The sequence below is a fragment of the Peribacillus sp. BM1 genome (genome assembly GCF_056679975.1).
This window is the reverse complement of the sequence record NZ_CM155259.1, coordinates 3,246,684-3,260,147: the sequence shown is the minus strand read 5'-3', so window position 1 is coordinate 3,260,147 and position 13,464 is coordinate 3,246,684. Positions and strand designations below refer to the sequence as shown.

Annotated in this window: 12 protein-coding genes and 1 pseudogene; 10 read left to right on the top strand and 3 right to left on the bottom strand. The window is 38.5% G+C overall.

Annotated elements, in window-relative coordinates:
• Positions 1-119: 119 nt before the first annotated feature.
• The 3 genes from AC1MGI_RS15755 to AC1MGI_RS15745 all read left to right on the top strand — a co-directional run bounded on the left by AC1MGI_RS15755 (position 120) and on the right by AC1MGI_RS15745 (position 4,059).
• Positions 120-500, top strand: a complete 381-nt coding sequence (locus tag AC1MGI_RS15755; protein WP_480346093.1) for an IS66 family transposase — start codon at positions 120-122, stop codon at positions 498-500.
• Positions 501-853: 353 nt separating this feature from the next.
• Positions 854-2,722 carry an exosporium glycoprotein BclB-related protein gene (locus AC1MGI_RS15750; RefSeq protein ID WP_480346091.1) on the top strand — a complete coding sequence of 623 codons (1,869 nt, stop codon included), beginning with the start codon at positions 854-856 and terminating at the stop codon, positions 2,720-2,722.
• 260 nt (positions 2,723-2,982) lie between these two features.
• Positions 2,983-4,059 carry a tetratricopeptide repeat-containing glycosyltransferase family 2 protein gene (locus tag AC1MGI_RS15745; RefSeq protein WP_480346089.1) on the top strand — a complete coding sequence of 359 codons (1,077 nt, stop codon included), beginning with the start codon at positions 2,983-2,985 and terminating at the stop codon, positions 4,057-4,059.
• Between the two features lie 163 nt (positions 4,060-4,222).
• Here AC1MGI_RS15745 and AC1MGI_RS15740 read toward each other — a convergent pair whose 3' ends face one another.
• Complete coding sequence (locus tag AC1MGI_RS15740) at positions 4,223-5,623, bottom strand: glycosyltransferase (protein ID WP_480346087.1); 1,401 nt, start codon at positions 5,621-5,623, stop codon at positions 4,223-4,225.
• Between the two features lie 265 nt (positions 5,624-5,888).
• On the opposite strand from AC1MGI_RS15740, the gene rfbA reads away from it, so the two are divergent.
• From rfbA to rfbB, 4 genes are all read left to right on the top strand, one after another.
• A complete protein-coding gene (gene rfbA / locus AC1MGI_RS15735) occupies positions 5,889-6,755 on the top strand; it encodes a glucose-1-phosphate thymidylyltransferase RfbA (RefSeq protein WP_480346085.1) in 867 nt (288 codons plus the stop codon).
• 68 nt (positions 6,756-6,823) lie between these two features.
• Positions 6,824-7,384 carry a dTDP-4-dehydrorhamnose 3,5-epimerase gene (rfbC, locus tag AC1MGI_RS15730; protein WP_480346083.1) on the top strand — a complete coding sequence of 187 codons (561 nt, stop codon included), beginning with the start codon at positions 6,824-6,826 and terminating at the stop codon, positions 7,382-7,384.
• Positions 7,385-7,388: 4 nt separating this feature from the next.
• Complete coding sequence (gene rfbD / locus AC1MGI_RS15725; RefSeq protein WP_480346082.1) at positions 7,389-8,243, top strand: dTDP-4-dehydrorhamnose reductase; 855 nt, start codon at positions 7,389-7,391, stop codon at positions 8,241-8,243.
• Positions 8,244-9,218: a dTDP-glucose 4,6-dehydratase gene (rfbB, locus tag AC1MGI_RS15720; RefSeq protein WP_480346080.1), complete on the top strand. Its 975-nt coding sequence runs from the start codon at positions 8,244-8,246 to the stop codon at positions 9,216-9,218. It begins immediately after the preceding gene.
• A 155-nt stretch (positions 9,219-9,373) separates the two neighbouring features.
• Here rfbB and pdxR read toward each other — a convergent pair whose 3' ends face one another.
• Positions 9,374-10,774, bottom strand: a complete 1,401-nt coding sequence (pdxR, locus tag AC1MGI_RS15715) for a MocR-like pyridoxine biosynthesis transcription factor PdxR (protein WP_480346079.1) — start codon at positions 10,772-10,774, stop codon at positions 9,374-9,376.
• A 124-nt stretch (positions 10,775-10,898) separates the two neighbouring features.
• Between pdxR and pdxS the strand changes: the two genes are divergently transcribed.
• Together pdxS and pdxT are read left to right on the top strand one after the other, a co-directional pair.
• On the top strand, positions 10,899-11,786 hold the full coding sequence (gene pdxS / locus AC1MGI_RS15710; protein WP_062179315.1) for a pyridoxal 5'-phosphate synthase lyase subunit PdxS: 888 nt from the start codon (positions 10,899-10,901) through the stop codon (positions 11,784-11,786).
• A complete protein-coding gene (gene pdxT, locus AC1MGI_RS15705) occupies positions 11,786-12,373 on the top strand; it encodes a pyridoxal 5'-phosphate synthase glutaminase subunit PdxT (protein ID WP_480346078.1) in 588 nt (195 codons plus the stop codon). The genes pdxS and pdxT overlap by 1 nt, the downstream gene beginning before the upstream one ends.
• A gap of 359 nt (positions 12,374-12,732) precedes the next feature.
• On the opposite strand, the gene AC1MGI_RS15700 is transcribed toward pdxT, so the two are convergent.
• A complete protein-coding gene (locus AC1MGI_RS15700) occupies positions 12,733-12,885 on the bottom strand; it encodes a helix-turn-helix domain-containing protein (protein WP_480346076.1) in 153 nt (50 codons plus the stop codon).
• 57 nt (positions 12,886-12,942) lie between these two features.
• On the opposite strand from AC1MGI_RS15700, the pseudogene AC1MGI_RS15695 reads away from it, so the two are divergent.
• A pseudogene (locus AC1MGI_RS15695) lies at positions 12,943-13,449 on the top strand (HAD hydrolase family protein); the annotation flags it as partial.
• Positions 13,450-13,464: the final 15 nt, after the last annotated feature.

Sequence of the window (13,464 nt, the reverse complement as noted above, 5' to 3'; positions counted from 1 at the left end):
CAACCTATTTAATTCAGCTTAATATTTTTCATGATGATAACCTTTTTAAAACATTCCTCCTAATCATTTAACTTGGAAACCCCAAGCTTGCAATAATAACTGAATAGCTTTATCTAATTTTGTTTCAGGAATACCGGCAAAACCTAGAACAACTTCATCCCTTCATCGAAAAGGAAAAATCATCGCGTGGACGACCTAAACAAAGCCCAGCACGTAATCTCCTTGATCGTCTTCGGAATCATCAAGATGCCGTACTTGCTTTTCTGTTCCATCCAACTATTCCGTTTGACAACAATCAGGCGGAATGGGATATCCGTTCAATTAAAGTCCATCAAAAAGTGAATGGTTCATTTCACAGCGATTATGGAGCTGACAATTTTCTACGAGTCAGAAGTATCATCAGTACCTTAAAAAAACAAGGAAAGTCTATTTTCCACACCCTGCAAGAGTTGATGGAAACGGGAACAATAGATGTATGTCATATAACCAAAGAGAGGTAACTCTTCGCACCCGTTACCTCCTTTATCTTGAATTTTTATATAGAGGCTGAGTAGCTATTAAATAGGAAGCTAAAAGCTTTACCACTTTGAAATTTTACCAAAAGAAATTTTTGTAAACGTAAATAGAATAGTAAAGTTAATGATGATATAACCTTCTCAAGAGGGACAACTTTATTGTCATTAGACGATTTAACTTATTGATAGGAAAAAAGGTATGATTTTTTTGAATCAAATTTCATCTTCGGTGCCCTTAGGCCTTTTGTGTTCTTAAAAACAGAAAAAATGGGCATTAGTCCTATTCAGATTTAATTTTTGATTCATATGATACCTCAGTGTCGCGAGGAGGTATATATATGAGTTCATATATGTATTGTTCAAATTGTGGGTCAAGTGACTGTAACTGTAAAAATAAAAAATATCCAGACTATGGAGAAAAGAATCGTAACGGGAATATAGAACAAAAAGTCGAGGTTAATGTAAATGTACCCAGTTCAATAGGAGGCACGGGAGCAACAGGAGTAACCGGAGGTACAGGAGGCACGGGAGCGACAGGAGTAACCGGAAGTACAGGAGGCACGGGAGCAACAGGAGTAACCGGAGGTACAGGAGGCACGGGAGCGACAGGAGTAACCGGAAGTACAGGAGGCACGGGAGCGACGGGTGTAACTGGAAGTACGGGAGGCACGGGGGCGACCGGAGTAACCGGAGGTACGGGAGGCACGGGAGCGACAGGAGTAACCGGAAGTACAGGAGGCACGGGAGCGACGGGTGTAACTGGAAGTACGGGAGGCACGGGGGCAACGGGGGCAACAGGAGTAACTGGAAGTACAGGTGGTACAGGAAGCACGGGAGCGACGGGTGTAACTGGAGGTACAGGAAGCATGGGGGCGACCGGAGTAACCGGAGGTACGGGAGGCACGGGGGCAACAGGAGTAACCGGAAGTACAGGTGGTACAGGAGAGACCGGTGTAACCGGAAATACAGGAGCCACCGGAAGTACGGGTGTAACTGGAAGTACAGGAGTAACCGGAAGTACAGGAGTAACCGGAAGTACAGGAGTAACCGGAAGTACAGGTGATACGGGAGCGACCGGAGTAACCGGAAGTATAGGTGGTACGGGGGCGACCGGAGTAACCGGAAGTACAGGAGCCACCGGAAGTACGGGTGTAACTGGAAGTACAGGAGTAACCGGAAGTACAGGTGATACGGGAGCGACCGGAGTAACCGGAAGTATAGGTGGTACGGGGGCGACCGGAGTAACCGGAAGTACAGGTGATACGGGAGCGATCGGAGTAACCGGAAGTATAGGTGGTACGGGGGCGACCGGAGTAACTGGAAGTACAGGTGATACGGGGGCGACAGGCTCAACTGGAAGTACGGGAGGCATAGGAGCGACGGGTGTAACCGGAGGTACAGGAAGCACGGGAGCAACAGGCTCAACCGGAAGTACAGGAGTCACGGGAGCGACGGGTGTAACCGGAGGTACAGGAAGCACGGGAGCAACCGGAGTAACCGGAAGTACAGGAGGTACCGGAGCAACCGGAGTAACCGGAAGTACAGGAGTCACGGGAGCGACGGGTGTAACCGGAAGTACGGGAGGCACGGGGGCAACCGGTGTAACCGGAAGTACGGGAGGCACGGGGGCAACCGGTGTAACCGGAAGTACGGGAGCGACAGGAGTAACAGGAGTCACGGGTTCTAGTGCTATAATCCCATATGCATCAGGGATTCCAGTTGTAATGACTGTGCTTGTAAGTGGATTAGCTGGGACGACAGGTCTAATCGGATTTGGGAATTCTGCTCCTGCTGTTCTTGTAGGAGGAACAACCATTGATCTAACAGGCGCTGCAGGAACACTTCTTAATATGGCATTTACAGTTCCACGAAGTGGTACGATTACTTCAATATCCGGATTCTTCAGTACTACAGTGGCATTAAGTCTCTTAACATCATCAGTAACTGTTACTGCCCAACTCTTTAAATCAGCTGGACCAACGGCTAACAACACATTTACTGCAATTCCTGGAGCATCAGTAACGTTAACACCATCTCTAAATGGAGTAATTGCAATTGGTGCTATTAGTCAAGGGCTTACTACAGGATTGACCATTCCAGTAGCTGCAAGAGATCGACTATTGATGGTATTTTCTGTAACAGGAACAGGTATTACTCTTCTTACTACTGTTGCAGGTTATGCAAGTGCGGGGATTACAATCAATTAATTGTCTATATTAGCTATGATATCTTAGGGGGAAGTTTGACCTAAATTAATTATATTGTTACACAAAAACCTTATTTCCAGTTTGGTTTTTGTGTGATTAGTTTTGAAATCAGAAACAATATCAGAATTTAATTAATAAACTAGTATCCTTAGATTAAGGTGGATGTTCCCTCATCGAAGAATACTCCCACTATTCCTAATTATATTGGAAATAAAATATTAATTTTGCATACATTTATGAAAGGAATAGGGGGGGAGTTATTGATTACTATTAGTTTATGTATGATTGTGAAAAATGAAGAAGATGTTATTGGTCGCTGTTTAGAAACTGTCTGTGATATCGTAGATGAAATAAATATTGTTGATACCGGTTCTACTGATCGCACAAAAAATATTGTGAGCTCTTATACAAATCGGATTTTTGATTTTTCTTGGGTTAATGATTTTGCAGCTGCCCGAAACTATTCATTTAATCAAGCGACAAAAGACTATATATTATGGTTGGATGCAGATGATGTCATTCAAGAACCTGATCAAAGGAAACTACTTCACCTTAAAGAAACTTTGAATCAAAACATAGATTCAGTTTCTATGAACTATCACCTCGCTTTTGATGAAGAACAAAATGTAACGACAAGTATAAGAAGAAATCGCTTAGTTAAAAGGGAAAACCACTTCCTTTGGATTGGGTCGGTACATGAATATTTAGCTGTTCATGGGATTATACATGATAGTAGTATCGTAGTGACACATTTGCCGCTTACTCACGATGCCAATCGTAACTTAGGTATATATGAAAAAATGCTATCTGAAGAAAAAGAATTCTCTCCGCGAGATTTATTTTACTATGCAAATGAACTACTTGATCATGGAGAATATAAAAAAGCGATTGAATATTATCTTCGTTTTCTAAGAACCAAAAAAGGGTGGGTGGAAGATAATATTCGTGCATGTAACAAATTAGCAGATTGCTACCATCAATTCAACCTTAAAGAACAAGAAGCACATTGGGCATTAAAAGCGCTCTCTTATGGAATCCCTCAGCCGGAAACATGTTGTAGATTAGGTTTTTTATTTTTAGAAAAGAATGAAATCCAATCAGCTATTTATTGGTATGAAAAAAGCCTGGAAAATAAAGAAACAGACAAATTAAGTTTTCAAAACAACGCATGCTCATCATGGCTACCCCATCTTCAACTAGCTGTTTGCTATGACCGATTAGGGCAGTATCAACTAGCCTCCAAACATAATGAATCAGCACTACTATATAGGCCAAACGATCCGAGAATGTTAGCCAACAAAGAATATTTTGATGGGTTGACCGAAAATGGAATATGATTTCCGTTTTGTGTCGGCTTTTTTATCTGGTGATTATTGTAAATATTTCCTTATCCAATAAATACGCTTATGCCTTAAAATGAGATGCAGCTAGATCAAGAGGAACGGGACTGAGGTCTAGCCGTTCCTCTCTGTGTTCAAGGTGGCTGCGTTATCGGATCTTCTATTCATCCGTTCCGCTTTTTGTTACATGGATAAGAATTTGATAAACCCTACTGTAGTTTGCTACTTGATCCATATTAAACCCGAAATTCTCCGCTAAATGAATGACTTCATTTAGGAAAAGCTCTACATTGGTTTCTACGGCAATTTGCTGATACCGTTGTTCGATGATTTCAAATTGGGAAGATGGGAATAATGTGTGAACGGTTTGAGGGGTGAAAAATCTTAAATGGGTTCGATCTAAAATTCCCGCATCGGTATAATGCCAATTACCTTGTAATAAAGGGATAAGTGCCTCAGCATGAGATATATTAGGAATACTACATATGATGGAGCCATTAGGTTTTAGATATTTAGACAGATTTTGAATAACTTTCCAAGGATCTTTTAGGTGTTCTAGGATGTCAGCAAATATAATAGTATCGAAGTAATTAAGTGGGTAAGAGAGTTCTAGTGCTTCAACATCTGTATGATCTACAGTTTCATAATGCGCTTTTGCAATGGAACTTACCAATGCATTTAATTCAATCCCATATAATTGACAAGGCTGTCGATTTAAAAGTTCTAACCCGGTTGCCCCGGCTCCACAGCCTACATCCAATATATTTCCAGATTCAATAGGTACTAAATCAATAATTTCTGGCCGAGGATGAGTGAAATAAGTTAAATCAATTTGCCATTTATCTATAAATCTTCGACGATTTTCATGATATAAGTAATGAATGTCGATATCTTGATTTCCGCTAAAAGTTGCATGACCATGATGGTGGATAAAAGAATCTAAAGCGATATGTAGCTGGTATCCCTCTTGTATAGCACGAAGACATAGATCATCATCCTCAAATGAGCCATATGCAAATCTTTCATCAAAGCCACCGATTTTTTCCAAAATCTCTTGTTTTGTTAATAAACAAAATCCTACTAAACGTAGTACGCGTCTGGATTTTCCACGTTGCTGTTCACAGTATCTAGAAGCAAAGTCGTCTATCTGCTCAATATCTTGATAATCGACAGAAATCTGCTGTAACCCGCTGACATAATTACTAACAGGCCCGACCATCCCTACATTCTCCTTGTCTAGTAGTTCAATCATTGGATCTAACCAATTCTCCGTCACAATGACATCATTATTTATGAATAAAATATAATCACCAGTTGCAAGCTTTAATCCTTGATTACAACCCTTCGCGAATCCTACATTGCTGGGATTAAAACAAGTTTTGATAAAAGGTAAACCTTTAAGATAATCAACAGTACCATCTGTCGAGCCGTTATCAACGACAATTATTTCAATTTCCTCCATTACAGTGTGCTTTTGAATGCTATTCACACATCTTATGGTTAGAGGTAACTGATTGTAGGTAAGAATAATTACACTTGTTTTTTTCAATTCGATCTCCATCCTTCCAGATTTCCATTCAATAAAATATATATGTACTTGTGAACTAATATTTTACAAGAAATAAATTTTGTTTGAACTAAAAAAGCAGTATAACGTTAATGTCGTGAAAAGTGATAATTTGAAGTAGAAATCATACATAGTAGATGAAATGACACATACCAATTGTAAATGGGGGGAGTAACTAAAATAAATTAGATGAATCGTAATTTCATGTTTCAATCTTGCTAGACAATCGACAAAAGTCTTATGAAGGATGTGACTGAATATGAAAGGTATCGTACTAGCAGGCGGAACTGGTACCAGGCTATATCCTTTAACAAAAGCTGTTTCCAAACAGTTAATGCCTGTTTACGACAAGCCTTTAATTTATTATCCACTATCGGTTTTAATGCTTGCGGGTATTAGAGAAATTCTAATTATAACAACCGACGAAGATCAACCACGTTATCAATCCTTACTTGGCGATGGTTCGCAAATAGGAATTACACTTACTTATATGATTCAAGAAAAGCCTGAGGGAATTGCACAGGCATTTATTATTGGAGAACCATTTATAGGGGAAGATTCCGTAGCGCTTATACTTGGGGATAATATTTTCCATGGTCATAATTTTACAAAAATGCTGGAACGAGTGGCAGCTATTAAATCAGGAGCAACTATATTTGGTTATCCTGTTAAAGATCCGGAGAGGTTTGGAGTCATTGAATTTGATCAAAATGGAAAGGTCTTATCATTAGAAGAGAAGCCTATTCAACCTAAGTCTACGTATGCTGTTACCGGCTTGTATTTTTACGACAATCAAGTCATTAACATTGCTAAAAGTATTAAACGATCACCTCGAGGAGAATTTGAAATTACGACCATCAATGAATACTATCTAAATAAAGGAGAGCTTAATGTGGAGCTTTTGGGTAGAGGGTTTGCGTGGTTAGATACTGGTACTCCTAAATCATTATTGCAGGCCTCATTATTCGTGGAGATGATTGAGGATCGGCAGAGTCTTAGAATAGCTTGTTTAGAAGAAATTGCCTTTCGGAAAGGCTATATTTCTAGGGAACAGTTACTAGCGTTAGCTAAACCACTAGAAAAAAGTGACTATGGAAAATATCTTACTCGTATAGTGGATAGATAAATAGCGATAAAAATTACAAAGTTTTGAATTCCTGTAAAATTATTACTCTAGGAAAGTATGGTGGCGTAATGAAGATTACTAAAACCAAGTTAAAAGGGGTCCTAACTTTTGAACCAGCTGTATTACATGATCGACGTGGCTGGTTTATTGAATCATATAGCCAAACAACATTAAAGACATTAGGAGTAGAGGTGGTTTTTGTTCAAGATAATCACTCCTTATCTACAGAAAGGGGGACTTTACGAGGTTTACATTACCAATTACATCCTAAAGCGCAAGTCAAACTCGTCCGTTGTACAAATGGGGCAATTTTTGATGTGGCGGTGGATATACGCAAAGGAAGTCCAAGCTACGGGAAATGGGTGGGCATCGAATTAAATGCGAAAAATAAAAAGCAATTATACATTCCCAAAGGCTTTGCTCATGGTTTTTTGACGCTAACAGATAATGTTGAAGTCCAATATAAAGTTGATACTGAATATGCATGGGACTTTGATCGAGGAATACGCTGGGATGACCCGACGATCAATATAAAATGGCCGATTCATAATGAACCTATAGTATCAGCTAAAGACCAGAAAGCACCACTTTTAAAAGATGCTGAACATAATTTTGTATTTGGGAAGTGAGGAATTGAAACTATTAGTGACTGGTTTCGGTGGGCAGCTTGGCTACGATGTTGTTAAGCTAGGGATGCAGCAAGGATTAGATGTACACGGAACCAGGAGAAGGGATTTAGATATAACGAAAGAGCAAGAAGTGTATCATTATATTAGATATTTGAAACCAGATGTAATTATTCATTGTGCTGCCTACACAGCGGTTGATCTAGCTGAAAGTGACAAAAAGACTTGCTGGGATGTTAATGTGGAAGGTACAAAATATTTAGTGAATGTAGCTAAAGAACTTAATATAAAATTTATGTATGTTAGTACTGATTATGTGTTTGATGGAATAGGCGAAAAATCGCTTGTGGAGACAGATTCACCATGGCCAAGAAGTTACTATGGCTTAACAAAATATGCAGGTGAAAGAGCGGTACAAAATATATTACAAGAATATTTTATTGTACGTACTTCATGGGTTTTTGGGATGAATGGCAATAATTTTACAAAAAAAATGCTTCATCTTGCGAAATCCCGTGAGGAGGTAGAGATAGTAGGTGATCAAATTGGCTCCCCTACGTATACGCATGACTTAGCGAGATTGTTAATAAGTATGGTCCAAACAGATAAATATGGCATCTATCATGCTACGAATGAAGGTTTTTGCAGTTGGGCTGAGTTTGCTGAGGAAATATTCAAACAAGCAAATTGCAATGTACAAGTACGTGTAGTTTCATCTGAAGATTATCCTGTGAATGCTGTAAGGCCCAAAAATGCTCGACTGTCAAAGGAAAAGCTTAAAAGTAACGGTTTCAAATCATTACCAACTTGGCAAGATGCCTTAGAACGTTATTTAAGTATGTTAGTAAAAAAGGAGAAGTAAATGAAAAAGAAAGTTCTTGTGACAGGTGGGGCGGGATTTATCGGTGGTCATTTTGTTCAACGAATGATGAATAGATATCCAGATTATCATATTTATAATTTAGATTTGTTAACATATGCAGGGGATCTATCTAAACATAAGAATGTAGAGAAAAGAGAAAATTACCACTTTATTAAAATGGATATTACAGATCGCAAGGCAATTATGGCTTTATTTGCAAAAGAGAAGTTTGATTTTGCCGTTCATTTTGCCGCAGAGAGCCATGTTGATCGATCGATTACAGATCCTGAAATTTTTGTTCGAACTAACGTTTTAGGTACACAAATATTATTACATGCTGCGCATCAAAATAAATTATCAAAGTTTGTGCACGTTTCAACGGACGAGGTATATGGAGAACTTGATTTTGATTCTACAACCTATTTCACGGAAGAGTCGAAACTATTGCCAAATAGCCCTTATAGCGCAAGTAAGGCTTCATCAGATTTACTTGTTCGTGCGTACCATGAAACCTTTGGATTGCCCATAAATATTACACGATGTTCCAATAATTATGGACCATTTCAGTTTCCGGAAAAGCTCATCCCACTCACTATTTCACGAGTGGAGCATAAGCAGAAAGTTCCAGTTTATGGGGATGGTAAGAATATTCGGGATTGGCTACATGTGTTCGATCACTGTTCAGCCATCGATTTGGTTATGCATGAAGGTGTAAACGGGGAAATATACAATGTTGGCGGACATAACGAACGAACAACATTAGAGGTTGTAAAAACGATTATTCATAAACTTGGAAAATCAGAAAGCTTGTTAGAGTTTGTAGAAGATCGTAAAGGACATGATAAACGGTATGCAATCAACCCAACAAAATTAGAGAAATTAGGTTGGATACCGAACTATTCATTTGAAATAGGATTAACACAAACTATTCAATGGTATCTTAATAACAAATGGTGGTGGAATAAACAACTGTAGAAGAAGGATATCAAGATTTCTACAATTATCTATATGAATTGATAGTAAGTAAAGAACGTTCATTCATTTTATGAACGTTCTTACCAGTTGTGTAAGGATCACTTTGATTTTTTTCACAGAAGTATCCCACCTCGAAAAACATTCCTCCTAATCATTTAACTGGAAAATCCCCAGGCATGCAATAATAGTTGAATCGCATCATCTAATTTCGCTTCAGGAATACCAGCAAAACCAAGAATAAGCTCCGGAAGTGCATCAATTTTCTTCTCAATTGAATACGCAGACATCGGATAGATTTTTATACTTGCTTTTGCAGCTTGATTGATAAGGGCCGTTTCATCCATCCCGTTATTGACGACTAACACAATATGCAAACCGGATCTCTCGCCAATTATTGAGATTTTGTTTTGATAGGGCTTAAATAGTGTCAAAACAATGTCCAATTTGCGTCGATATAGCTTCCGCATTTTGTTTAAATGTTTTTCAAAGTCTCCCTGAATTATAAACTTAGTCAAAATTTGCTGGTCGATTCGAGATACGGTTGAATGATAAAACGAAAGCTCCTCCGTATACCGATTCATGAGCGGTTTAGGGAGCACCATATAGCTGATTCTAAGCGATGGGATGAGTGATTTTGAAAACGAACCTAAGTAGATCACTTTTTCAAATTGATCCATACTTTGCAAAGAAGGAATCGATTTTCCTGTATAACGAAATTCACTATCATAATCATCTTCAATAATATAACGATGCTCAGAGCTCGATGCCCAGTTGAGTAACTTAGTTCTTCGATTAATGGAAAGTACAGATCCATAAGGAAAATGATGTGATGGTGTCACATAGACAACATTAATCTTGTGCTTTTCAATGCTTTCCACTTTTATGCCATCTTCATCCACTTCAAGTGGGAATGTTGGATTACCATAGCTTTGGATAATTTTTTGAAATAAATGATATCCGGGATCTTCCACACCGTAAACTGAATTCCTCTCAAATAACAACACAAGCTGCTGAAGTAGTATCTCAATGCCTGCACCAACGATAATTTGTTCTGGTTCACAAATTACCCCGCGTGCGTGGTATAGATATGTAGCAATTTCACGGCGAAGAGAATATTCTCCCTGGGCATCACCTAGTAATAGCAACTCTTGATTGGCTAAATCCATCGTGTTTTTCGCATACTTTCTCCATTGTGCAAAAGGAAAATGTTCGGTATCAATTTGACTCGGATGAAAGTGATAGTCATATGTTTTTTTAGATTCATACAATGGCAAAATATCACTTTTTGCGCCTGCATATTCTAAATCCTCCAAGTCCATGACATAATAACCTTTCCTAGCTTTGACCTCTAAGTACCCTTCAGCTGCTAGCTGTTCATAAGCCGTCTCTACTGTGTTCCCGCTTATATGTAAATGCTGCGCCAATTTGCGTTTTGACGGCAGCTTTGTCTGGAATTCTAGGCGACCTTCAATGATTTCTGTTTTAATATATTCATATAATTGCTCATATAATGGGACAGTAATTTCCCGATTTAATACACATGAAAGCATATTCATAATTAATAATCACTCCTCTGACACCGTTGTTTAATGGAAAACTGACACTTTTAATGATGCCACTTTCTTTTTATACTAAGGAATATAAATGAAAATTGCAAATATTTTTTTAGGGGGATTAAGAATGGAAAAATTAGTAGCAACAGATGCAGTTAAAAGAGGAATGGCTCAAATGCAAAAGGGCGGCGTCATCATGGACGTTGTCAATGCGGAACAAGCAAGAATTGCGGAAGCAGCAGGAGCTGTTGCGGTCATGGCACTTGAGCGAGTACCTTCTGATATTCGCGCAGCAGGTGGAGTTGCTAGAATGGCAGATCCGCGAATTGTAGAAGAAGTTATGAATGCTGTAACGATTCCGGTCATGGCGAAAGCTAGAATAGGCCATATTGTTGAAGCGAGAGTGCTAGAAGCCATGGGTGTGGACTATATTGATGAAAGTGAAGTATTGACACCTGCTGATGAAGAGTTTCATCTATTAAAAAGTAGCTTTACAATTCCATTTGTTTGTGGATGTCGTGATCTAGGGGAAGCAGCACGCCGAATTGGTGAAGGAGCATCGATGTTACGGACAAAAGGGGAACCTGGTACAGGGAATATTGTAGAAGCAGTTCGTCATATGCGAAAAGTGCAAGCACAGGTTCGTAAACTTACTTTAATGAACGATGACGAAATCATGACTGAAGCAAAAATTCTTGGCGCTCCTTATGAGATTTTGAAACAAATTAAAGAAGCTGGCAAATTACCGGTCGTGAACTTTGCAGCTGGTGGTGTTGCAACACCTGCTGATGCAGCATTAATGATGGAGCTTGGAGCAGATGGCGTATTTGTCGGTTCTGGAATATTCAAATCAGAAGATCCAGAGAAATTCGCGAATGCTATCGTTCAAGCAACAACTTATTTCACTGATTATGATTTAATTGGGAAGCTATCCAAAGAATTAGGAACTGCTATGAAAGGCATTGATATTTCGAGATTACCGCAAGCAGAAAGAATGCAGGAGCGTGGCTGGTAATGGCAACGATTGGTGTTTTAGGTTTACAAGGTGCCATTAGTGAACATGTGAAACAAATAGAAGCAACTGGACAAAAAGCTGTAATTGTAAAGCGAGCTGACCAACTAGCAGAGCTCGATGGCTTAATTCTTCCCGGTGGCGAAAGCACAACGATGCGGAAGCTAATGGATCGTTATGGCTTTATGGAACCGATTCTGCAATTTTCAAAACAAGGCAAGCCAATCTTTGGAACATGTGCTGGTATGGTTTTACTCGCGAAAAAAGTAAGTGGATCTGACACCGCTCATTTACAATTAATTGATATCGAAGTTTGGCGGAATGGGTTTGGCCGTCAGCGTGAGAGCTTTGAAGTGAACATAGATATAAAAAATTTGGATCAGCCTTTTAAAGCGATTTTCATTCGTGCACCATATGGAGAGAGAGCTAGCAAAGACGTTGAAGTACTTGCATACTATGAAGGGAAAATCGTTGCTGCAAGACAAAAAAATATTCTTGTCAGCGCTTTTCATCCAGAGTTGACGAATGATATACGTATATTGGAACAATTTATTGACATGGTCGAAGAAACTCTAAAAGCTGGTGTTTAATGAAAAAAAGTCTCCCCAAAATGTAATCTAATAAGTTGGGGAGACTTTTTTTTTATGGTATTCGAAATCATATTTGTCTCTTGATATTTTATAAAAGTTTAAATTTTGTTACGGGTTTCAAATAAAGTTGCGATGTTTCACCCCTTTGGATCTGTTTATCAAAAGGGGTGTTTTTGTAATGAAAAGAGAAAAGAAAATCTCAACTGAAAGGTAGATTAAGGAACTGCTTAGTGGTAATAAAGTTACACGACTAAAGATTGTGGAATAATACTTAAGAAACTGGTTAAATACACTATGCAAAGATGATTTGGATGTAAACATTTATGGATAACCCATGAAGAAATCAGTGTTATTCATCTTTACTTATATCTAATTCCATTGGATGCTGTATCTAAATCATCCCAATTTAATATACGAATAGAATTTTTGTCTCTTTCAATAATGTTCTTTTGAGTAAGAGAATGAATAACTCGATTTAGATGGCGATATGTCGTGCCAAGTAAATTTGCCATTTCTTTGCTGAAGAAACACTCACCGATATTGTTCAATTACTAGAGACGTATAATGTTTCTTACTTAATAGATAGCGATTGGAATTACGCTTATACGGGGCCAGCTATTCATCCCATTTTAAATAACCTTGACCCACAAAAACGTGCTAAAAATGTTGAACTGGATAAATTACAGTCAATTGTAAAAATCTTGATACTTACTTCAAATAACATGGGAGAAGTATCAGAACAGCTTAGCAAAATGGAAGTAGTAGTTCACATTCATGGAAATGAAGGAATCTTAGATATAAGCCCACAAGGAGTAGATAAATGGAGTGGGTTACAGAAATTAGGTGTGAAAGAAGGGGAGTATATTGCATTTGGCGATGATGCAAATGATATTACAATGTTTCAACATGCAAAGTATTCAGTTCTGATTGGTGAAAGTGCACAGTTAAACCCATTCTCATCTGAACAATTATCATTAGATAACGATATAGAAAACTATTTAGTACAAAGATTTGATGAGCTGGGAAACATAAACCCATTAAATCGGCCTGTAAAGGTACAAGAAGTAACCAATTAAGTCTTGTCCCTTTTT

Bases quoted from the DNA above. Each gene is read 5' to 3' on its own strand.
- AC1MGI_RS15750 (WP_480346091.1), top strand. From the start codon at position 854: ATGAGTTCATATATGTATTGTTCAAATTGTGGGTCAAGTGACTGTAAC.
- rfbC (WP_480346083.1), top strand. From the start codon at position 6,824: ATGAAGATTACTAAAACCAAGTTAAAAGGGGTCCTAACTTTTGAACCA.
- rfbA (WP_480346085.1), top strand. From the start codon at position 5,889: ATGAAAGGTATCGTACTAGCAGGCGGAACTGGTACCAGGCTATATCCT.
- rfbB (WP_480346080.1), top strand. From the start codon at position 8,244: ATGAAAAAGAAAGTTCTTGTGACAGGTGGGGCGGGATTTATCGGTGGT.
- AC1MGI_RS15740 (WP_480346087.1), bottom strand. From the start codon at position 5,623: ATGGAGATCGAATTGAAAAAAACAAGTGTAATTATTCTTACCTACAAT.
- AC1MGI_RS15700 (WP_480346076.1), bottom strand. From the start codon at position 12,885: ATGGCAAATTTACTTGGCACGACATATCGCCATCTAAATCGAGTTATT.
- pdxT (WP_480346078.1), top strand. From the start codon at position 11,786: ATGGCAACGATTGGTGTTTTAGGTTTACAAGGTGCCATTAGTGAACAT.
- pdxR (WP_480346079.1), bottom strand. From the start codon at position 10,774: ATGAATATGCTTTCATGTGTATTAAATCGGGAAATTACTGTCCCATTA.
- pdxS (WP_062179315.1), top strand. From the start codon at position 10,899: ATGGAAAAATTAGTAGCAACAGATGCAGTTAAAAGAGGAATGGCTCAA.